Here is a 20,983-nt window from a genome sequence, read left to right on the forward strand (position 1 = left end):
GAAGGAGGATACAAGAAGATGAAACAAGCGGCAAAACAGATCCGCAGCGTCGGAGTGGTGGTCCTGGGCAACGCCATTTTGACCTTTGCCATCGCGGCCTTTGTGCTGCCAAACCGGCTGATCTCCGGCGGGGTCACCGGCATCGCCCTGGTGTTTGAACACTTTTTCGCAATGGATGTGAGCGCCGGGGTGGCGGTGGCCAACGGGGTGCTCTTCCTCGCCGGCGCGGTGGTGCTGGGGAAGAAATTCGCCCTGACCACCCTGCTCTCCACCGTCCTCTACCCGGTCTTTCTCTCCCTCTTCCGGCAGCTGGACGTCCTGCAACACCTGACCCAGGACACCCTGCTGGCCGCCCTCTACGCCGGCATCCTCATGGGCGCGGGGATGGGGCTGGTCATCCGCGAGGGCTCCTCCACCGGGGGGATGGACATCCCCCCGCTGATCCTCAACAAGTACTTCGGCTGGTCGGTGCCGGCCCTCATCTACGTCTTCGACACCGCCATCCTCCTCACCCAGGTGCTCTTCTCCACCAGCGAACAGGTGCTCTACGGCATCGCGGTGGTGCTGGTGACCTCTTTGGTGATGGACCGGGTGATGGTGATGGGCAAAAACCAGACCCAGGTGACCGTCATCACCCCCCGCTACGAGGAGGTGGCCCAGGCGGTGCAGGAGAAGCTGGACCGGGGCTGCACCTTCCTCGAGACGGTGTCGGGACACCTCCACCGCCCCGGCCGGGCGGTGATGACGGTGATCTCCCAGCGGGAGCTGGCCGCCCTGCGCAAACTGGTGCAGGGGATCGACGGGGAGGCCTTTTTGGTCATCAGCAAGGTCAACGAGGTGCGGGGCCGCGGCTTCTCCATGGGCAAGCGGCACACCGAGGCCGTCTCCGACCAGGCGGCGCAGGGATAGCCCCCCCCCCGCCGGGGGACCGCCCTTTTTGCACAGAAAAAACCGCCTGCAGTGGGGGCTGCAAGCGGCCTTTTCTAAAAGAGGAGTTATATGAAACAAAAGATGAGAGGATATCGAGTGTCATCAGGTTTTCCCTGTGCTTATAGAATACCCCAACCCCGCCCCCATTTATACCGGTAGCGGGTAAACAATTTGTGGCCGTTTTGTGACAGAGCGGCCCCCGCTTCCCCGTTTGTCCAAACGCCGTTCACATTTGGCCCGGTTGCCTTTGCCCGGCGGTTGTGGCATACTGGGAGGGCGAGAAAAAAGGGGGGAGAAGGTTGTTTTCTGCAACACAGGAGCACTTTGTCGGGGAGACCTTTTTGGAGGAGGACCTCTCCGATCTGGCGCTGGAGGGGCTGACCTTTGAAAACTGCACCTTTCAGTCCTCCAAGATGGACTGTCTGCAGGCGGTGCGCTGCCAGTTTGTAAACTGCGCCTTTCAGTTTTGCCAGCTGGACGGGGCCAGCTTTACCCGCTGCGCCTTCACCGGCTGCAAGTTTCGGGAGTGCGGCCTCTTCGGGGCCCTGTTTGCCCAGTGCAAGTGCATGGGCGGCAGCTTTGTGGGCTGCAATCTGTCCGGACTCGCCCTGCAGGGGGGCAACTTCAGCTACACCTCCTTGCAAAGGGCAGGCTTTCGCAACCAGGACCTGCGGGGGATCAACTTCGAGCGGGCCGACCTGCGGGAGTGCGACTTGCGGGGGGCCGACCTGCGGGAGTGCAACCTGACCCTCTGCTACCTGCAGGGGGCCAAACTGCAGGACTGCGACCTGCGGGGCGCCCGCATCGACGGGGTGGACCTGCGCGCCTGCAAGATGAAAAACACCAAGCTGGACCTGGAACAGGCGGTGGTGATCGCCGAGTCCCTGGGCGGCGTGGTACGCTAGGGGGAGAAAACGCGATGACAGAGAGAGAAAAGATGCTCTCCGGGCGGCTCTATCGGGCCGACGACCCGGAGCTCACGGCCATGCACCGGCGGGCCCGGGCGCTGGTGGCCCGCTTCAACGCCCTGCCCGCAGAGGACGACGACGGCCGCCGGGCGGTGCTGCGGGAACTGCTGGGGGCCCAGGGGGAACACTGCGCCATCGAGCCGCCCTTTCACTGCGACTACGGCTGTTTTTTGCGGGTGGGGGAGAACTTCTACGCCAACGCCGGGCTCACCGTCCTCGACTGCGCGGCGGTGACCATCGGGCGGGACGTCCTCATCGGTCCCCGCGTGGGGCTCTTCGCCGCCGGGCACCCGGTGGACCCCGGCCTGCGCCGGCAGGGGGTGGAGTACGCCTTTCCCATCACCATCGGCGACGGGGTCTGGATCGGCGGCAACACCGTGGTCAACCCCGGGGTGACCATCGGCGAGCACACGGTGGTGGGCTCGGGCAGCGTGGTCACCAAGGACCTGCCCGCCGGGGTGGTGGCCGCCGGCAACCCCTGCCGGGTGCTCCGCCCCATCGGCCCCCAGGACAGGGACTTCTACTTTAGAGGCAGGCCGGTAAAGGAGGAGGGGTAGCCCCCTCCCCCCCGCCGGCAGACGAAAAAAAGGGCCCCCGGCCGAACTGGCCGGGGGCCCTTTTTGGGCGGGGCGGGAACTACCCTTCCAGCCCCAGCTTTTTGATGGCGTCCTCTCTCATCTTGTACTTGAGGATCTTGCCGGCCACGTTCATGGGGAAGCCGTCCACAAAGTCGATGTAGCGGGGGACCTTGTGGCGGGCCATCTGCGCGGCGATGAAATCGCGCATCTCCTCCTCGCCCATCTGCTCCCCCTCCTTGAGGACGATGCAGGCCATGATCTCCTCGCCGTAGCGCGGGTCGGGCACCCCGATCACCTGCACGTCCTGCACCTTGGGGTGGGTGAAGATGAACTCCTCGATCTCCCGGGGGTAGATGTTCTCCCCCCCGCGGATGATCATGTCCTTGAGGCGGCCGGTGATCTGGTAGTTGCCGCTCTCGTCCCGGCAGGCCAGGTCGCCGGTGTGGAGCCAGCCCTCGCCGTCGATGGCGGCGGCGGTGGCGCCGGGCATCTTGTAGTAGCCCTTCATGATGTTGTAGCCCCGGGCCACGAACTCGCCGGTGACCCCGTCGGGGCACGCCTCCCCTGTCTCGGGGTCGACGATGCGGCACTCCACGTTGGCAAAGGCGCTGCCCACCGTCTCGGTGCGCACCTCCAGCGAGTCGGTGTAGCTGGACATGGTGCAGCCGGGCGAGGCCTCGGTCTGGCCGTAGACGCTGACGATCTGGCGCATGTTCATCACCTCGGCGGCCTGCTTCATCAGGTCCGCCGGGCAGTTGGAACCGGCCATGATGCCGGTGCGGATGTGGGAGAAGTCGGTCTTTTCAAAGTCCTCGTGCTGCATCATGGCGATGAACATGGTGGGCACCCCGTTGAAGCAGGTGATCTTCTCCCCGTTCACGCAGGAGAGGGCCGGCTTGGGGGAGAAGTAGGGCAGCGGGTACATGGTGGCCCCGTGGGTCATGGAGGCGGTCATGGACAGCACCATCCCAAAGCAGTGGAACATGGGCACCTGGATCATCATCCGGTCGGCGGTGGAGAGGTCCATCCGGTCGCCGATGTACTTGCCGTTGTTGACCACGTTGTAGTGGGTGAGCATGACCCCCTTGGGGAAGCCGGTGGTGCCGGAGGTGTACTGCATGTTGCAGACATCGCCGGTGTCCACCCGCGCGGCCAGGCGGTAGACCTCCTGCAAAGGGACGGCGCTCGCCCGCTGCAGCGCCTCCTCCCAGGTGAGACAGCCGGGCAGCTTGCAGCCCACGGTGATGACGTTGCGCAAAAAGGGCAGGCGCTGGGCGTGCAGGGGCTCGCCGGGACGGGTCTTTTCCAGCTCGGGGCAGAGCTGCTGGACGATCTCGGTGTAGTGGGAGTCGCGGTACCCGTCCACCATGATGAGGGTGTGGGTGTCCGACTGGCGCAGCAGGTACTCGGCCTCGTGGCTCTTGTAGGCGGTGTTCATCGACACCAGCACCGCCCCGATCTTGGTCACCGCCCAGAAGGAGATGAACCACTGGGGGATGTTGGTGGCCCAGATGGCCACGTGGCTGCCCGGCCCCACCCCCAGGGAGATGAGGGCGCGGCAGAAGCGGTCCACGTCGTCCCGGAACTGGGCGTAGGTGCGGGTGTAGTCGAGGGTGGTGTAGACAAAGGCGTACTGGTCGGGGAACTCCTCCACCATCCGGTCGAGCACCTGGGAGAAGGTCAGGTCCACCAGATCGTCCTTCTTCCAGACGTAGTGGCCGGTGTGGGCGTCGTTTTGGTAGAGGTGGCGGCGGGCCCGGGAGGGGCTGCCGAAGCGCTCCATATAGGTGACAAAGTGGGTGAAGATGACCTCCATCTCGGTGAGTTCCATCATCCAGCGGGGGTCCCACTCCAGGGAGAGGTAGCCGTCGTAGTTGATGGAGGCCAGGGCCCCCATCATCTCCTCCACCGGCAGCGTCCCCTCGCCGATGAGGCAGTAGCGGACCCGGCCCCCCTCCTCCACCACCGAGTCCTTGACGTGGACGTGGCGGACGTAGGCGCCCAGGTTCTGGATGGTGGTCTCGGGGCTCTCCCCCCGGTCCCGGTAGGGGTGGTGCAGGTCCCAGAGGGCGGCCAGCCGGTCGGAGGCAAAGCGGTTGAGGACGTCCCGCAGCCGGGCGGTGTCCGAAAAGGCGCCCACCGTCTCCAACAGCAGGGTGATCCCCCGCTCCTCGGCCAGGGGGACCAGGGGGGACAGGCAGTCGGCGGCGGCCTCGGCCGCCCCCTCCCCCTCCCCGGTGGCGTGGATGCGCACATAGGGGACCGAGAGGTTGCGAGCGATCTCCATACAGGCGGCGATCTCGCGGCGGTTTTCCTCACAGGCGCCCCGGTCGGAGAGGTCGCAGACCGCGTCCAGACAGGGGATCTGCAGGTTTTTCTCAAAGAGGCTGCGGGCGGTGGCCGCCGTCTGGTGGGGGTGGAAGGGGCCGCCCCGGGCGTCGAGGGGGGTGCCGTGGACCCCCCGCAGTTCGATGCCCTGCATCCCCACCTCGAGGGCGGTCTGGACAAAGTCCTCCCAGCTGTAGCCGTCCCAGCCGTTGATGGAAAAAGACAGTTTCATCTCACATCTCCTCGTAGACGATCTTGTTGAGGGCGTTCAAGTAGGCCTGGATGCTGGCGCCGATGACGTCGGTGGAGATCCCCTGGCCGGAGTAGAGCTTGCCGCCGGAGCGCAGCCGGATGAGGGCGGCGCCCATGGCCTCCCGCCCTTCGGTCACGGCCTGGATCTGGTAGTCGTCCAGCTCGTAGTGGTGGCCGACGGCCTGCTCGATGGCCAGGAAGGCCGCGTCGATGGGACCGTCCCCGGCGCAGATGCCCTGCAGGGTCTCCCCCTCCCTCTCCAGTTTCAGGTGGGCGATAGGGGTGATGACGTTGCCCGAGTTGATGAGGTAGCTCTGCAATTGGTAGGAGGGGGGCACCTGCAGGGCGTTGCTGGCGACGATGACGTCCAGCTCCTTGGGGCTGACGGTCTTTTTCTCGGCGATCTTGACAAAGGCCTCGTAGACCTTGGCCATGTCCTCCTCGGAGAGGTCGTAGCCCAACTGGCGCACCGCGCGGGCGACGCTCTCCCGGTCGTCGTGGGCGCCCAGCTCGCCCCCCGCGGGGGCGGCGGCCGCTCGGTTGCCGTCAAAGGGGGAGCTGGCGCTGCGGCCGGGCTCGGTCATCCAGCGGATCTGGGAGACCGCCCGCTGCAGCTCGGTGACCCGCAGGTCGGAGTAGACCCCGCAGGCGTCCCCCCGGGAGCGGACGATCTGGGACAGGGCGTCCAGCGCCGGGCAGTCGCCGCCGTCCGCGGTGACCTTCACCTCGTCCGCCCCGGCGCGGATGGCGGCCACCGCGCAGGCCAGGGCCATCTTCAGCCCGTCGCTGCACTGCACCCCCCAGGCACAGCCGGCGGCCTCGGGCACCTCGGCCCGGACGGCGGAGAAGAAGGCGGCAAACTCCTCGGGCAGGCTGGCGCCCGCGGCGTCGCAGAGGGTGATGACCGAGGCCCCGGCGGCCGCGGCGGCGGCGATCGCCCGGCGCAGGAAGGCGGGCTCGGCCCTGGTGGCGTCGTCGGCCACAAACTCCACCTCGGCGCAGCGGGCCCGGCAGGCCGTCACCAGGGCGGCGATCATCTCCAGCACCATGGGGGGCTTTTTGTGGCAGCCGTACTCCATCTGCACCGGGCTGGTGGGGACGATCACCTGCAGCCGGGGGCGCTTTGCCCCCTTGACGGCCTCCCAGGCGCGGGCGACCCCCTCTTCTGTGAGCCCCACCGGCACGCTGACGGCCGCCGTCTCGGCCAGGTTGGCGATGGTTTTGACCACCAGGGCGTCCACCTGGGCGTCGGTGATGGGGGGCGTCTCGATCACCGGCACCGCCAGCCGGTCCAGCAGCTTGGCGATCTCGATCTTCTCTTTGAAGCTGGGGGCCCCCTCGGGCCGGGCTCCGGTCATTCGCAGGGTCACGTCGGCAAATTGCAAGTTGCGCATCGCTTTCCTCTCCTTCTCTTCTCTGGTCTGCTTCTACTTTGTTGCTCTGCGGGGCGATGGGGGGCGGAGACAATCAAAAAAGCCCCTGAAGCCAACTGGCTTCAGGGGCGAAAACTCTCTTCCGCGGTACCACCCTGGTTACCGCCCGACCGCTGGCGCGCAGCGGGGGCAGTCCCTCTTGTTCGGGACTCCAACAAGTCCCTATCCTGTAACGGGGAAACCGGAGCTCCCTACTCAATGGGGTTCAGGAGCTCTGCTCGGGAGGCAGACTGCACAGGGACCTTCGGCACCGGCTCGCACCACCCGCCGGCTCTCTGGAGCGCTCTGGTCCAGGCATAATTCCGTCAAAGCATTTCACTGTTTTTGGGGATGTGCTATCAACATACTCCCCCCGGGCCCATTTGTCAAGACCCATTTTTGCGGGTCAGGGCGTCAGCCCTCCATCCACTCCGCCCGGTTCTCCATCTGAAAGCGGACCCGGTCGGCCACCCAGAGGGTGGAGGAGTACTCCAGCGGCGTCTCCCCCTTCAGGTAGGAGATGCCCTTGACAAAGATGAGGGGGCTGTCGCGGGTGATCTGCAGGTCCTGGGCGTCGGTGTGGGTGGGGCGGATGATCTCCAGCGAGTCGGCCACCCGGTAGGGGGAGAGGCCGTACTCCCCCTCCAGCAGCCGGACGATCCGCCCCCGGGGGAGGGTCTTTCCCTCCATCCCCGGGACGAGGGCGGCCGGGATCCAGGAGCGGGCCAGGGCCAGGGGCACCCCGCCGGAGAAGAAGAGGCGCTTGTAGTAGACCACCCGGCCCTGCAGCCCGAACTCCTGCGGCAGGTTGGGGAAGGAACCGGCGTCCCGCAGGCCGCTGTCGAGCACCTCCACCTCCATCCGCTCGCGCTGGTTTTTAAAGCGCAGGGAGGAGGTGAGCATGTACTTCATGGGCTGCAAGTCGGGGGTGGGCCGGTCGGTGAGGAAGGTCCCCTTCCCCCGCTTTTTTAGAAGGATGCCGTCCTTTTCCAGTTCGGCCAGGGCCTGCCGCAAGGAGATGCGGCTGACGCCGTAGTACTCGGTCAGCTGGTGCTCCGAGGGGATCTTTTCGTTGGGCTTCCACTCCCCCTGCTGGATGCGGCTCTTCAGGTCGCAGGCCACCTGGTAGTACAGGGGGATGGGGGCGCTCTTGTCGACGGGCGGTTGAGACGGCATAAGTTCCCTCCTCTGCGGGCGGCGGGGCCCCTTCTATGGGGCGGGCGGCCCTCGTTTTTCTGTCCCCATCTTCTCACAAATCGCGCCAAAAAGCAAATCTCCCGCCCCCAGGGGGCGGGAGAGGGGATCACCGGGCGGCCTTTTTTCGGCACCTGCGCCAGAGGGCGCGGCAGAGGGCAAAGAGCAGGTAGCAGGCCACGCAGCCCGAGAGGTTGAGGATCAAATCGTCGATCTCCACGGTGCGCACCAGAGAGCCGCAAAGCAGGTTGATCAGCAGCTGGCTGCCCTCGATGCCCAGGGAGATCCCCCCCGCCAGCAGCGCCACCCGCCCCAGCTTCCAGCGGCGGGGCCAGAGGGCCGGCAGCAGCACCCCAAAGGGGGCGAGGAGGAAAAAGTTGCCCACCACCAGCCGCAGAAAGGGCCAGTAGTTCTGGATGGAGGCGCAGTTTTTGTAGATGAGGAGGGAGGATTCCAGCGGCCGGTACTGGATGCTTGCCAGCACGTACCGGACGTTGGCCCCCGGATGCCACTGGCTGGGAAAGGCGATGGGGATGGTGAGGGAGAAGACCACCCCCGCCCAGAGAAAGAGCAGGGCCAGCAGCAGGAGGCGGCCCCCGCCCACCTCCCGCCCGCAGCGGGTGAAGCGGCGGCAGAAGAGAAAGGCCAGCGCCCCCAGGGCGGCGCCCCCCAGCGGGGTGAGGGAGAGAAAGCCGGGCAGATAGCTGCCCAGCGGCGTGATCACCGGCATGGCAAAGTTCCTCTATAAAAATATCGTCGAGCGGGCGCGCCCGCGGCGGGCCCGGCCAATTTTGCTGCAAAGGGGCGGGGGCGGGGCGACCGAGCGCCCCGCCCCCGCGCAAGGGTATTATACTCCTAACCCAGCGCCACGTCCAGTACCATCATCAGGGCAAAACCGGCCATGGCGCCAAAGGTGCCGGCGTGGCCGTGCTCCCCCTCCTGGCTCTGGGGGATGAGCTCCTCCACCACCACGTAGATCATGGCCCCGGCGGCAAAGGCCAGCATCCAGGGCATGATGCCCGAGACGGTGCTGGCCAGCAGCACCCCGATCAGCCCGGCCACCGGCTCGACAAAGCCGCTGGCCGCGCCGTAGAAGAAGGCCTTCCCCCGGCCCAGCCCCTCCCGGTGCAGCGGCAGGGAGATGGCGGCCCCCTCGGGGAAGTTTTGCAGCCCCATCCCCAGGGCCAGGGCAAAGGCGGCCGTCAGGGCCCCGGGCTCGCCGGTGGCGGCCAGGGCAAAGGCCAGGCCCACCGCCATCCCCTCGGGCACGTTGTGGAGGGTGACGGCAAAGACCAGCATGGTGGTGCGCTTGAAGGAGCTCTTGGGCCCCTCGGGCTCTTTCGCCCCCAGGTGGAGGTGGGGCAGCAGCCGGTCGAGCAAAAAGAGGAAGGCGCCCCCCAGCACAAAGCCGCCCAGGGCGGGGACCCAGCCGGTCTTCCCCTGCTCCTCGGCCATCTCGATGGCGGGGATGAGCAGCGACCAGACCGAGGCCGCCATCATCACCCCGGAGGCAAAGCCGAGAAAGCCCAGCCCCAGCTTGGGACTCAGCTCCCGCCTGACAAAAAAGACCACCGCCGCCCCCAGGGCGGTGCACAAAAAGGTAAAGCCGGTGCCCAGGGCCGCCAGGGCCACCGGGTCGCTTGCCAAATGGGACATCAAAAGCCCCCTCCTCTCTCCTCGGCGGGCCGGGCGGGGGTCCCGCCCGGCCAAATGGGGCAAAAAACGGGTGCTGCCCACCCGCTCTCGCCGGTGTGCGGCACCCGCCCCGCGGCCCGCTTGGGGCCGTTTCGCCGTTTTTAGTAGTTTTCGGCCTTGATCTGGAAGTAGGCCTTGGGGTGCGAGCAGACCGGGCAGACATCGGGGGCCTTCTCGCCGATGACGATGTGGCCGCAGTTGGCGCACTGCCACATGACCTTCTCGCCCTTGATGAAGACGGCGCCGCCCTCCACGTTGGCCAGCAGCTTGCGGTAGCGGGCCTCGTGCTCCTTCTCGATCTCGCCCACGGCCTCGAACAGGTAGGCGATGTGGTCAAAGCCCTCCTCCTTGGCCTCTTTGGCGAAGGTGGCGTACATGTCGGTCCACTCGTAGTTCTCGCCGGCGGCCGCGTCGGCCAGGTTGGCGGCGGTGTCGCCGATGCCGTCGAGGAGCTTGAACCAGATCTTGGCGTGCTCTTTCTCGTTGTTGGCGGTCTCCAGGAAGAGGGCGGCGATCTGCTCGTATCCCTCTTTCTTGGCTTTAGAGGCGTAGTAGGTGTATTTGTTTCTGGCCTGGGACTCACCGGCAAATGCGGTTTGCAGGTTGGCTTCGGTCTTGGTGCCCTTCAGGTTCATGTTTCATTACCTCACTTTTTAAATTTCCCCTCACAGGGATTTTTATTGCTGACAGGCCCGGCAGACGCCCCTGACGATCAGGTCATGGGAGTGCACCAGAAAGCCTGTTTGGGACTGGATCTGTCCGTCCAACTCGGAGAGGGTGTCCAGCTGCACATCGTATACCCGGCCGCACTTCTGGCAGAGCATGTGATAGTGTTCGTCGGTGCGGCCGTCAAAGCGGTCGCTCCCCTCCGGCATGCCGATTTTGTGGATCTGGCCCATCTGGGCCAGCAGGTTCAGGTTGCGGTAGACCGTGCCCAGACTGAGGCTGGGGTTGTCGGCCTTGAGGGCGGCGTAGACCATGTCCGCCGTGGGGTGCTCCCGGCTGGACTTGACTTCCGCCAGCACCAGCTCCCTCTGTCTGGAGTACTTCAAGCAGCTCACCTCTCTTTCCCTTCAAGTGATAACAGGAATCATTCCTATTTTCTGACACCAGTATACCAGAGGGGAAAAAGAAAGTCAACTATTATTATCCAATTTAATTCACACCGCCCCATCGGCAGAAAAAAGGCGGGTTTGCCGCGGCTCACTGCTACGCTTTCAGTATATCACAAATCCCCCGCGGACACACAGGTGATTTGTAAATATTTTTCCAAAATCAGATGCATATTTTGGAAGCCGGCCGCCGAAAATGGGTAAAAAGAGGGACATCCCCTGCCATCTTCGCCTTTTTTTGTGCAGGCCGTTGCAACTGGGCGGCAATATGGTATAATATGTGAGGATAGGGTCAGAGCGGCCCATCTAATCTGCAGCAGAGCAAAAATGGAGGTATCAACCTATGGCAAAAGTGAGTGTAAAAATCGATGACCTGGCAAAAGCGGTCCGTCTGTACGAGCTGGCTTCCGCCGCCAAAGACGAGGTTGCCGTCGAACAGGGCCAGTGGAGATCGCCGGTGGTATCCCCCCTGGGCTTCTTCGGTCTCTGCTCTTTCAACATGTCCGAGCCGATGACGGTCATCAGCGAGGACGAGGACTTCCTGGCAAAGGTAAAATCGGACGTGACCCTGAAAGCCGAGTAGACACTGCCCGGCAAAGTTATCAATGAAGATACAAGCCTGGCCGGGCGGCTCCATCCACCCGGTCTCCCAAGGGGGGCGGTCGGCCCCCGGAGCGGCGGCAGCCGCCTCCGGGCGGCAGGTACCGCCCCCTTTGGCGACCGGCCCGAACGGCCGGCAAAAAAAATTGCGCCCTGGGCGCAGAAAAGTGGTGAGCAGATGAAGGAACAAATTCAGCGCTTTATCGAGGAGAACACCCCCGCCATGCTGGAGGACCTGCGCCGCCTGGTGGCCATCCCCTCCATGGCGCCGGTGGTGCCCGTCAGCGGGCGCTACCCCTACCTGGAGGACTGCGCCAAGGCCCTGGACTACATGCTGGCTCGGGGGAAAGAGCTGGGCCTCTCCGCCGACAATGTGGACTATCACTGCGGGGTCCTCAGCTACGGCAGCTCGGCCGAGGGGTCCATCGGCATTGCCTGTCACCTGGACGTGGTGCCCCCCGGTTCCGGCTGGAGCCACGACCCCTTTGACATGGTGGAGAAGGACGGCCGGGTCTACGGCCGCGGGGTCAACGACAACAAGGGCGCGGCGGCCATGGCCCTCTACGCCATGAAGTTTTTGCAGGAGAGCGGCCTCCCCCTCAAGCACCGGGTGGATTTGATCCTCGGCTGTGACGAGGAGACGGGGATGACCGACATGCCCTACTACCTGAAACACCGCACCGCCCCCAAAATGACCCTGGTGCCCGACGGCACCTTCCCGGTCTGCATCGGCGAGAAGGGGCTGTGCGAGGGGGACATCATCTCCCGGCCCATCGACAACAGCCCCATCGTCGTCTTTGAGGCGGGGGTCGCCTCCAACGTGGTGCCCGACAAGGCCCACGTGGTCATCGACCGGGCGGGGCTGCCCCCGGTGGACGACGGCGAGCTGCTGGTGCGGGAGGAGAACGGCCAGACCATCCTCGACGCCTTCGGCCGCTCGGCCCACGCCTCCACCCCCGAAAAGGGGGACAACGCCATCGCCAAGGCGGTGCGCTACCTGCTGGACAACGACGTGGTGGACGGCTACGAGCGAGAGGTGCTGGAACTGTGCTGGGACCTCTCCTCCACCATCTACGGCGAGGGGTTCGGCGTCGCCTGCGAGGAGGAGGTCTTCAAAAAGCTGACCTGCATCTGTGGCACCCTCAACAAGAAGGAGGAGCGCTACCTGATCGGCTTCAACATCCGCTGGCCGATGGCCATCGACGCCGAGGCGCTGAAGGCGGGCATCGAGCTCTGCTGCGACGACATCGACGGGGAGCTCTTCCTCCCCCTCTTTGACCCACCCCACTACATCGACCCCGACCACCCGGGGGTGCGCACCCTCTGCGACTGCTACGACCGGGTCACTGGCGAGCAGTGCGAGCCCTATGTGATTTACGGGGCCACCTACGCCCGCTACTTCCCCCTGGGGCTGACCTACGGCCCCTCCTTTGTCGGGGACGACGCCTCCCTGCCCGAGGGGTTCGGCGCCCCCCACCAGCCCGATGAGGTGATGCCCATCGCCACCCTGCAAAAGGCCCTGGGCCTCTACATCGAGACCCTGTTGGAACTGGACAAAGTTCTCTAAAAGGCCGACCGAGCCGTTTTAAAAGAGCTCCGCGCCCCCTCTGTGGGGGCCGGGGCTCTTTTTTTCTCCCCCAACGGGGCCCATGTGGGGGCAAAGGGGCTGCGGGCTGGAGGGGCAAAGGAAAAGGGGCGGACAGCGGCCCACCCGGGCCAAACGATCGCAGGCGGTGGGCCGAGAAAGGGGCGCAACACCGGGCCTCTAGGGGGGTGGCAAGGGATGGGCCCTCCCGCAGACGGACCCCCCTTCCCTGAAGGCAGCGGGGAAGGAGGGAGCTTGGAAAGGGGTGGCAGGGACGGCCTTGACCTCTCCCCGCCACCACTGCTTTCTTTCACCGGCCAACTGCCTTTGGGGCGCTGTCCCTCTGCGGCGGCATCCTGTAAAGGCACTTCCCTTTTCATGTAGCTGGTGGGGATGGGCAACTCCCCCCCTACCGCCGCAGGGGAAAGGTAGCCGGAGACCTCCCCCTGCGCCGGGAAGAGGTGGACCGGGCGCGTTCCGGCTACACTGGTGCACAGAGGCGCCCCGTCCCCCGGGGCGGGAAGAGATAGGCTGAACGCGTTCCGGCTCTGCTGGTGCGCTGGAGTGCCCTGCCACACTGCGCCAGAAGGACGGGAACGGGATGCATCCCAGCCTTCACTGGTGCGCAGGGGCGGGGGTGGGGAGTCCTGTCCTACAGAGGCAGCGGAAGAGCGAGCGGCATCTCTGTTCTACTGGCACAGGGAGAAAAAAGCGGGCGGCGCTTTCACTGCCGACGCGAAGAGGGGAGAGGCGGGCAGCAACCTACCCCGTCAGCGGGAAAAAGCAGAGGGATGGCCCCTGGCCGACCGACGGGTGGGGAAGAAGGGGGGAAATGGCAGTTTTATCCACCAAGCTGGGAAAGAGGCGGGCGACACCCCCATCGGCACGATGGAAAAACAGGCGGCGGCCTTCCCTGCCGGCGCAAAGACGAGGCGAGAGCGGGCAAGCCCCCGCTCGCCCGTCAAAAGAAAAGGGGAGTGCGTGTTCCGCCCCGCCGTCACAGAGAAACCGGCCGGGCGGCAAACCGGCCACACCGGCGCAGAGAAAAAAGGGGCTGGGTAGCCGCCTGGCTCTGTTGGCAGAGGAAAACCGTTTGGGGCGTATCGGCCGCACGGCGCAGAGGGAAAAGAGGAGTGGACGATATCCGGTTCCTGCCGGGACAAAAAGGGGGAGAGGAATGCCCCCTTCCCCCACCGCCGATCCCCCGTCTCGGCTGCCCTCTTTGTATACAAATCGTATTTTTTGAATTAAAAACGACAATTTGTTTTCTATTTTGTCCCCTTTGAAGGGCAAATTTCTGCCAGTTTTGCCACTTCCCCCCGCAGGAGCGCCGGGGCGCATATCCCCTGCAAAAGCCGCAACACTAATCTTCGCAACCCTATTTTGCAAGCGATGCAGCCCGCTGGCGGGCCGCACCCGGAAAGGACAGACGAGTATGAAAAAATGCGCCGCACTGGCTCTCTGCCTGGCCATCTGTCTCTCGATGGCAGGCTGCACCAACGACACCGGCGGGATCGGGAGCACCTCCTCCATCACCAAAAATCAGGACGGGGACGACACCTCCCGCGGCAGCGCCTTTGCCGCCAACGCCGGGACCACCGCCTCCAAAACCGACTACGACAGCCTGAAAAACAACAAGATCGGCTGGGGGCAGGGGCGGGAGATGGACGACAAAAACCGCCCGGTGGCCGCCGTGGAGACCCAGCAGAAGCTGGGGGACGAGTACAACGCCGCCTTCATCGGCCCGGAGGACAAGGTCATCTACCTGACCTTTGACCAGGGGTACGAAAACGGCTACACCGGCAAGATCCTCGACACCCTCAAGGAAAAGCAGGTGCCCGCCACCTTCTTTTTGACCTACGACTACTGTAAAGAGGCCCCTGACCTCTGCCGGCGGATGGTCGCCGAGGGGCACACCCTGGGCAACCACTCCCAAAAGCACAAGTCCTTCCCCACCCTCTCGGTGAGCGAGGCCAACGCCGACATCGACTTTATGCACCAGTACGTCAAGGACACCTTTGGCTATGACATGAAGGTCTTTCGCTTCCCCATGGGCGAGTACTCCGAGCGGATGCTGGCTGTGGTGCGCGACTACGGCTACAAGTCCATCTTCTGGTCCTACGCCTACAAGGACTGGGTGCCCGAGGCCCAGCCGGACAAGGCCGAGAGCCTGGAGAAGCTGAAAAAGAACCTCCATCCCGGGGCCATCTTCCTGCTGCACTCGGTCTCCAGCACCAACACCGCCATCCTCGGCGACTTCATCGACTACGCCCTCTCCCAGGGCTACACCTTTCAGACCATGTGACGCCGCCCTCTAAACTGGCAGGCGGCCGGGGCGACCGGCCGCCTGCCTTTTTTGTAAAGTCTCTGTAAATCGGGCCGTTCCCCTCCAAGGAGCAATTCCTTTTTTTGGCTATTTTCTTGTCGCTTTAAGTGGATAACACGGAGTGTCTGAAAAGATATTTTGGACAAAACATCGAAAAATATTAGCTTTGCAAAATAATATTAAAGTGCCCATAAAGAACTGTTATACTGGCCCTGGCAAAAAGCGCCGACAAAAGGAGCGGCCTTTTCCCGCGGCGCTCGCCTTTTAGGGGCGGGCAGAGGGGCGAGGCGGCGGACCAATTCTTGTGTTTTGGGGGAACGACATGAATTTCTTCAACTTTCTCTCGCTGGCCGGCGGGCTGGCCATGTTTCTCTACGGAATGAACATCATGGGGTCGGGGCTGGAGAAGCTGGCCGGCTCCAAGCTGGAGATCATCCTCACCAAGATGACCTCCAACATCTTCAAGAGCGTGCTGCTGGGGGCGCTGATCACGGCGGTCATCCAGTCCTCCTCGGCCACCACCGTCATTGTGGTGGGGCTGGTCAACTCGGGCATCCTCAAGCTGGACCGGGCCATCGGCATCATCATGGGGGCCAACATCGGCACCACCATCACCGCCCAGATCCTGGCCCTGGGGGACATCAGCTCCTCCAACTTCTTCCTGCAGCTGGTCAAGCCCACCGCCCTGGCGCCGATGATGGCGGCCATCGGCATCGTCTTCTTCATGTTCTTGCAGGGCAACAAGCAGAAAAACCTGGGCCAGATCCTGATGGGCTTCGGCATCCTCTTCATCGGGATGCAGTCGATGGAAAACGCCATGGCCCCCCTGCGGGACCTGCCCCAGTTCGCCGACATCCTCATCGCCCTCTCCAACCCCATCCTCGGGGTGCTGGCGGGGACCATCCTCACGGCGGTCATCCAGTCCTCCTCGGCCTCGGTGGGCATTTTGCAGGCCGTCTCCTCCACCGGGCAGCTGCGCTACTCCACCGCCATCCCCATCATCATGGGGCAGAACATCGGCACCTGCATCACCGCCATCCTGGCCTCCATCGGCGCCAACAAAAACGCCAAGCGGGCGGCGGCGGTCCACCTCTACTTCAACGTCATCGGCACCGCGGTCTTCCTCACCGCCATCTACGCGGTGCAGCACCTGGTGGGTTTCGGGTTCTGGAACGAGGCCATCACCCGGGCCGACATCGCCAACTTCCACACCGTCTTCAACATCTGCACCACCGTGCTGCTGGTCCCCTTTTACAAGGGGCTGGGCAAGCTGGCCGAGATGTCCATCCGCTCCAAAAAGGGGGAGGAGGACCTCACCCCCGAGGTGCCGCTGCTGGACGAGCGGCTGCTGGCCTCGCCGGGGCTGGCCATTGAGCAGGCCCGCAGCGTGGTGCTGAAGATGGGGGAATACGGGCAGAAAAACTGCTCGAAGATGGTCTCCCAGCTGTTCAGCTACGACCAGAAGACCGCCGACAACATTGCCGAGTACGAGGCCGCCATCGACAAGATGGAGGTCACCCTCTCCCGCTACCTGTTAAAGCTGACCAACCAGCCCCTGAGCGACCAGGAGAGCCGCCAGGTGTCCGAGATGTTCTGGCTGGTGACCGAGTTCGAGCGCATCGGCGACTACGCCATCAACGTGTTGGAGCGGGGCGGGGAGATCGCCGACAAGAAGGTCGTCCTCTCGGACATGGCCAAGAGGGAGCTGATCACCCTGGACAAGGCCATCGGCGAGATCTTGGGCAAGGCGGTCGCCGCCTTCCGGGACCGGGACGTGGCGGTCGCCCGGGAAATCGAGCCGCTGGAAGAGACCATCGACCAAATCAAAGACGAGCTGAAGGCCCAGCACATCGAGCGGCTGAAACAGGGCACCTGCTCCATCGACGCGGGGGTCATCTTCCTGGAGATCTTGACTAACCTGGAGCGGATCGCCGACCACTGCTCCAACATCGCCGCCTATGTGGTGGGGTACGAGGGGGAGCAGAAGGGCGATTTCGACGCCCACCAGTACCGCCAGACCCTGCACGACGGGCGGGAGGAGGAGTACAACCGCCTCTACCAGGAGTACAGCGAGAAGTACTCGGTCCACTGACCGAACGCAAACCGATAAAAAGAGCCGCCCCGGCCGGGGCGGCTCTTTTTTGATTCAATAAGCGCTCTGCCAGTCGTCGCCCTCGTCCTCGTCCCCCGGGGGGAGAAAGGTCCAGAAGGAGGCCGGGTCCTGGGGGGCACAGCTCTCCACCTCCACCGAAAAGGTCCGGTTTTCGCGAGCAGCTTGCAGGGAGACCGGGGTCCACCCCGCCCCGGTGGGGGCGCCGAAGCAGACCTCCAGGCGGCCGGCGGTGACGTCAAAGAGCATGGAGCGGAGGGTGCCCAGCCCATCTTGATAGTAGGGGCAGGCGACCCCGCCGGGCATGGGGCGCTCCAGCAGGGCCTTGAGGGCGGCCTCGTCCAGCCGGCCCGCCCCCTCCTCCAGGGCGCGGCGGGCGATCTTCCAGCGCCGGACCGAGTGGCGGCCCCGGTGGTTGTCAAAGGGGCGCATCTCCTCGTTTTGATAGTGGTTGGTGGCCACCAGCCACCGCTCGCTGTCGCGGAAGGAGAGATGGTGCGCGCCGCCGACACTGGCCATCTCCGCCACCCGGGCGCGGCCGCCGCGGTCGGCCAGCAAAAAGACGTCGTTGGTGCGCAGGGGGAGCTGGGCCAGCAGGTCGCTGGCCTCGGCCACCGTGGCACAGCGCTCCAGCAGGGCCCGCAGGACCACGGGGAACCAGAGCCCCTCCCCCTCGGCCGGCTGCAGGAAGGAACAGGTGGACATGGTGACGCAGAGTCCCCGGTCGTTCATCCCGTCCATCCGCCCAAAGAGGAGGAGGGAGAACCCCGCCTGGGCCGGGCTGCCCGCCGCCCGGGTGACGCAGAGGCAGAGCTCGTCCGCAAACCCGTACTCGTAGCTGCGGGCCAGGTAGAGGTGCCCGTCCCGGGTGATGGCGGGGAGGGCGGCGATCTGGCTGCAGCGGCCGGGCTGACAGCAGCGGTCGGAAAAGATGGCCAGCCGGCCGGGGCGGATGCCCAGGGCCTCGCTGGTGCCGGCGATCTCCTCCCCCAGCCCGGGGATCGCCGCCTCCAGCAGCCGCATTTTCGCCCGCAGGGCGGGGCCGGTGACCTCCTCCCCCTCCGGCAGGAGGTTGATTTGCCGCAGGAGGGGGTTTTGCCGCAGCTGGGCGGCATAGGCCTGCCCCACCTGGTAGCGGCTCCCCTCGGCCACAAGGCTGCCAAACAAGACGCTTCTCTTCACCGGCATTTTCCCCCAATCGTTTTTTCCACTTTAACAGAATAAAAAATGTTTGGCAAGGGGGGATCGGGGCCGCCCCATTTAGAGCCGGGTGCCCAGCCAGGAGATCGCCAGCCCCGCCCCGATAGAGAGGAGGGTGAGGCGGTAGCGTCCGAACCCCCAGGAGGCGGGGATCAGCTCCTCCACGGCGATGAAGAGCATCACCCCGCAGACCAGGGAGAAGACCGCCCCCAGCAGGGTCGGCGAGAGAAAGGGGCCCAGCACCAGCCAGGCCAGAAGGGCCCCCACCGGCTCGGAGAGGCCGGAGAGAAGGGCGCAGCCAAAGGCGCGGGCGCGGCTGCCGGTGGACTGGTAGATGGGCACCGCCACCGTGACCCCTTCGGGGATGTTGTGCAGGGCGATGGCCAGGGCCACCGAGAGGCCCAGCCCCGCGTCCTGGTAGCCGGCCATAAAGGTGGCCATCCCCTCGGGGAGGTTGTGCAGCAAGATGGCCAGCATCGAGACCAGCCCCAGGTGAAAGAGACTCCGCTTCCCCGGGGCGACGCCGGGCGCCCCTTTCCCCGCGGCCGGCCGGTCGGGGACCAGCCGGTCAATGGCAAAGGTGAGGGCGATGCCCGCCAAAAAGGAGGTGAAGAGGAGCCAGAAGCCCCGCCTGCGGCCCAGCGCCCCGGCCAGTAGGGAGATGGCTTCGGGAAAGAGGTCCCAGAGGCTGACGCCGGCCATCACCCCGGCGGCAAAGCCCAGGGCCGCCGCCATGGGGGTGTCGCTTCCCCGCCTGCCCAAAAAGACCGCCAGCGCCCCCAGCGCGGTGGAGAGACCCGCCGCGCTGGAGAGGGCCAGGGCCTGTAAAACGCCGCTGTCCACCGGGCAACCCCTCCCCTCTTTTTCCACACATGGATATGCGCCGCGCACCGGGGCCATGCGGGAAGAGGGGCGAGGGGACAAAACCGCCGGGGAAACAGAGGGTCTGCACCGGCCTTAAACGGGCGTCATGCGGACTCCTCCCCCAAAGGGCGTCGAAATTTTTTGATTGCGCTGCACTCACTGCTACCGGCAATCCAGGAGCCCGTTTCGTGTCATCTATCACTCCAAAGCCTGCTTTTTCTGCTTCTCACGCCTTCAACGCCTTTCCTTTCAAGAATTTTTACGAGAAAAGCACGTTGTCTCCCCCGGTAAAAATGGGGCTTTGGAACGCGAAAGCCACAAAAAAAGGGGCCGCACCCCTGCGGTGCGGCCCCCTCAAAAAGCGGTCTGTGCTGTGCCGGTTTGCGCCTAGAACTGCCAGACGCTGTACACGAAGGCGTCCGGGTCGTGGGGCAGGTCGTCGCCCTGCTCCAGCTCTTCGTGGATCATTTTGATGAGTCTCTGGCGGTAGGTGTCGTCGTACCCCTCCATCACCGGCTCGACCTTGCTGGAGGACTCGAGGAAGTGGATGATGTCGCGGCCCATGGCGCGGCCCTTGTCGGTGTGCATGTCGTAGGCGTAGTCGGGGATCTCGAGCTTGTAGCCGCGGTCGAATTTTTTGATGGTGATGTTTTTCAGGCAGTCGGTGGAGCGCTCTTTGCTGCGGGAGCAGAGGAAGCGGATGGCGTGCATGAAGAAGAGGGGGCGATCCCCGTCGTTGTAGGGGAACTCCTGCCGGATCTTGTTGAGGGTGTAGACCACCACCGGGGCGTTGGTGTCGCCAAAGCCCACGTCCTCGACGGACATGGCCATCAGGCGGCGCCACATCTTGTCCTCGAACTGCTCGCTGGTGATGTACATCTCGTAAGCCACGTCCACAGCGATCTCCTCTTTGCCGCGGCGGATGGACTTCTGCAGGGCGGAGACCAGTTCGTCACCGGGGATCCCGTTTCTGCTGGTGATGTTCTTCCAGGGGTCGTACGACATGAATTCTGCCATTTGAGTACCTCCAAAAATGCACAGCTCGATTTACAGTAGCTTTGCAGTAATGCGGCGCGCCGGGCGGTGCGCCACCTCTATAATAATCCATCTTTCCCCATAAAACAAGGGGCTTTTGTTGCAATGAAGCGCCGCCCATGTTAAGATGTATTTGCTATTTCGCTACATTTCGCGCATTTTTGCGACAGCGGCGCGAACTCCCGGCAGAACGGCCGGCGCGCTGCGGAAACGGAGGAGACACGAATGATGAAAAAGCGGTTTGCCCTGTGCGCCACTGCGCTGCTGAGCCTCTGCCTGCTGGCGGGTTGTGGCGGCCCCAAAGCGCCCCAGGACAAGGCGGCCATCGCCTATATGGAGGCAGTGGCAAAGGGGGACGCGGCGACCATGGCCGCGGCCGACGGCTACGACCAGGGGGAGATCGACTTGAGCTACTGCGCCGACGTGGTGGCCAAGCGCCGCGCCGAGGCCAAGTTTGACATTTTGGAGTCCACCGGCGACGACGCTTCGGGCTACACCGTCACCGTGGGGGCCACCTTTGTCGACCTGACCGAGGAGTTTCAAAAGGCCTCGGAAGAGCAGCTGGCCGCCAGCTTGGAAGGCGGCGATCTGAGCGAGGACGACATCGCCCAGAACATCGTCAAGCAGCTGGAAAAGGGCGGCAAAGAGACCAAGTGGAAGATCGTCCTCAAGCTGACCAAGGAGGGCGAGGGCTACCGGGTGGACGTGAGCCAGTGCGCCGGGGACATCGCCTCCATCTACAGCTGCGGGCTGAAAAACGCCCTCTAAGACCGAATCAAAACGAGCCCCTGTGC

At 64.6% G+C, this 20,983-nt stretch carries 18 protein-coding genes and 1 other annotated feature; of the genes, 8 read left to right on the forward strand and 10 right to left on the reverse strand.

Annotated elements, in window-relative coordinates; translation table 11 throughout:
- Window positions 1-18 precede the first annotated feature (18 nt).
- From KQI11_RS08990 to KQI11_RS09000, 3 genes are all read left to right on the forward strand, one after another.
- On the forward strand, window positions 19-909 hold the full coding sequence (locus KQI11_RS08990; RefSeq protein WP_185916264.1) for a YitT family protein: 891 nt from the start codon (window positions 19-21) through the stop codon (window positions 907-909).
- Between the two features lie 320 nt (window positions 910-1,229).
- On the forward strand, window positions 1,230-1,835 hold the full coding sequence (locus tag KQI11_RS08995; RefSeq protein WP_185916265.1) for a pentapeptide repeat-containing protein: 606 nt from the start codon (window positions 1,230-1,232) through the stop codon (window positions 1,833-1,835).
- Window positions 1,836-1,849: 14 nt separating this feature from the next.
- A complete protein-coding gene (locus KQI11_RS09000) occupies window positions 1,850-2,455 on the forward strand; it encodes a sugar O-acetyltransferase (RefSeq protein WP_021660704.1) in 606 nt (201 codons plus the stop codon).
- A 79-nt stretch (window positions 2,456-2,534) separates the two neighbouring features.
- Here KQI11_RS09000 and KQI11_RS09005 read toward each other — a convergent pair whose 3' ends face one another.
- The 7 genes from KQI11_RS09005 to KQI11_RS09035 all read right to left on the reverse strand — a co-directional run bounded on the left by KQI11_RS09005 (window position 2,535) and on the right by KQI11_RS09035 (window position 10,418).
- Window positions 2,535-5,036: an AMP-binding protein gene (locus KQI11_RS09005; protein WP_216401881.1), complete on the reverse strand. Its 2,502-nt coding sequence runs from the start codon at window positions 5,034-5,036 to the stop codon at window positions 2,535-2,537.
- Window position 5,037: 1 nt separating this feature from the next.
- Window positions 5,038-6,450, reverse strand: coding sequence for a hydroxymethylglutaryl-CoA lyase-like TIM-barrel protein (locus tag KQI11_RS09010; RefSeq protein WP_216401882.1), 1,413 nt, complete (start codon window positions 6,448-6,450; stop codon window positions 5,038-5,040).
- Window positions 6,451-6,550: 100 nt separating this feature from the next.
- Window positions 6,551-6,807 (reverse strand) — a binding site (T-box leader).
- Between the two features lie 75 nt (window positions 6,808-6,882).
- Window positions 6,883-7,644 (reverse strand): GntR family transcriptional regulator, encoded by a 762-nt coding sequence (locus KQI11_RS09015; protein WP_216401883.1) that lies wholly within the window; start codon window positions 7,642-7,644, stop codon window positions 6,883-6,885.
- A gap of 127 nt (window positions 7,645-7,771) precedes the next feature.
- Window positions 7,772-8,392 carry a VanZ family protein gene (locus tag KQI11_RS09020; RefSeq protein ID WP_216401884.1) on the reverse strand — a complete coding sequence of 207 codons (621 nt, stop codon included), beginning with the start codon at window positions 8,390-8,392 and terminating at the stop codon, window positions 7,772-7,774.
- Window positions 8,393-8,517: 125 nt separating this feature from the next.
- Complete coding sequence (locus KQI11_RS09025; protein ID WP_216401885.1) at window positions 8,518-9,318, reverse strand: ZIP family metal transporter; 801 nt, start codon at window positions 9,316-9,318, stop codon at window positions 8,518-8,520.
- Window positions 9,319-9,458: 140 nt separating this feature from the next.
- Entirely contained in the window at window positions 9,459-9,992 is a 534-nt protein-coding gene (gene rbr / locus KQI11_RS09030) for a rubrerythrin (RefSeq protein WP_021659805.1), read from the reverse strand.
- Between the two features lie 42 nt (window positions 9,993-10,034).
- Complete coding sequence (locus KQI11_RS09035; RefSeq protein WP_021659804.1) at window positions 10,035-10,418, reverse strand: Fur family transcriptional regulator; 384 nt, start codon at window positions 10,416-10,418, stop codon at window positions 10,035-10,037.
- 394 nt (window positions 10,419-10,812) lie between these two features.
- On the opposite strand from KQI11_RS09035, the gene KQI11_RS09040 reads away from it, so the two are divergent.
- From KQI11_RS09040 to KQI11_RS09055, 4 genes are all read left to right on the forward strand, one after another.
- Window positions 10,813-11,052, forward strand: coding sequence for an SH3 domain-containing protein (locus tag KQI11_RS09040; RefSeq protein ID WP_021659802.1), 240 nt, complete (start codon window positions 10,813-10,815; stop codon window positions 11,050-11,052).
- A 195-nt stretch (window positions 11,053-11,247) separates the two neighbouring features.
- A complete protein-coding gene (locus tag KQI11_RS09045; RefSeq protein WP_216401886.1) occupies window positions 11,248-12,636 on the forward strand; it encodes a Sapep family Mn(2+)-dependent dipeptidase in 1,389 nt (462 codons plus the stop codon).
- A 1,453-nt stretch (window positions 12,637-14,089) separates the two neighbouring features.
- On the forward strand, window positions 14,090-14,959 hold the full coding sequence (locus KQI11_RS09050; RefSeq protein WP_185916272.1) for a delta-lactam-biosynthetic de-N-acetylase: 870 nt from the start codon (window positions 14,090-14,092) through the stop codon (window positions 14,957-14,959).
- 343 nt (window positions 14,960-15,302) lie between these two features.
- Complete coding sequence (locus tag KQI11_RS09055; protein WP_216401887.1) at window positions 15,303-17,072, forward strand: Na/Pi cotransporter family protein; 1,770 nt, start codon at window positions 15,303-15,305, stop codon at window positions 17,070-17,072.
- Between the two features lie 54 nt (window positions 17,073-17,126).
- Here KQI11_RS09055 and KQI11_RS09060 read toward each other — a convergent pair whose 3' ends face one another.
- The 3 genes from KQI11_RS09060 to KQI11_RS09070 all read right to left on the reverse strand — a co-directional run bounded on the left by KQI11_RS09060 (window position 17,127) and on the right by KQI11_RS09070 (window position 20,171).
- A complete protein-coding gene (locus KQI11_RS09060) occupies window positions 17,127-18,272 on the reverse strand; it encodes a C45 family autoproteolytic acyltransferase/hydrolase (RefSeq protein ID WP_216401888.1) in 1,146 nt (381 codons plus the stop codon).
- A gap of 78 nt (window positions 18,273-18,350) precedes the next feature.
- The gene (gene zupT, locus KQI11_RS09065) at window positions 18,351-19,133 is read right to left on the reverse strand and encodes a zinc transporter ZupT (protein WP_353653958.1); all 783 of its coding nucleotides are present in this window, start codon (window positions 19,131-19,133) and stop codon (window positions 18,351-18,353) included.
- Between the two features lie 408 nt (window positions 19,134-19,541).
- Window positions 19,542-20,171, reverse strand: coding sequence for a hypothetical protein (locus tag KQI11_RS09070; RefSeq protein ID WP_216401889.1), 630 nt, complete (start codon window positions 20,169-20,171; stop codon window positions 19,542-19,544).
- Between the two features lie 246 nt (window positions 20,172-20,417).
- Here KQI11_RS09070 and KQI11_RS09075 point away from each other — a divergent pair, with 246 nt between their 5' ends.
- The gene (locus KQI11_RS09075; RefSeq protein ID WP_185916275.1) at window positions 20,418-20,957 is read left to right on the forward strand and encodes a hypothetical protein; all 540 of its coding nucleotides are present in this window, start codon (window positions 20,418-20,420) and stop codon (window positions 20,955-20,957) included.
- Window positions 20,958-20,983 lie beyond the last annotated feature (26 nt).

Source organism: Acetanaerobacterium sp. MSJ-12 (genome assembly GCF_018917875.1).
Taxonomy (GTDB): Bacteria; Bacillota; Clostridia; order Oscillospirales; family Ruminococcaceae; genus Bittarella; species Bittarella massiliensis.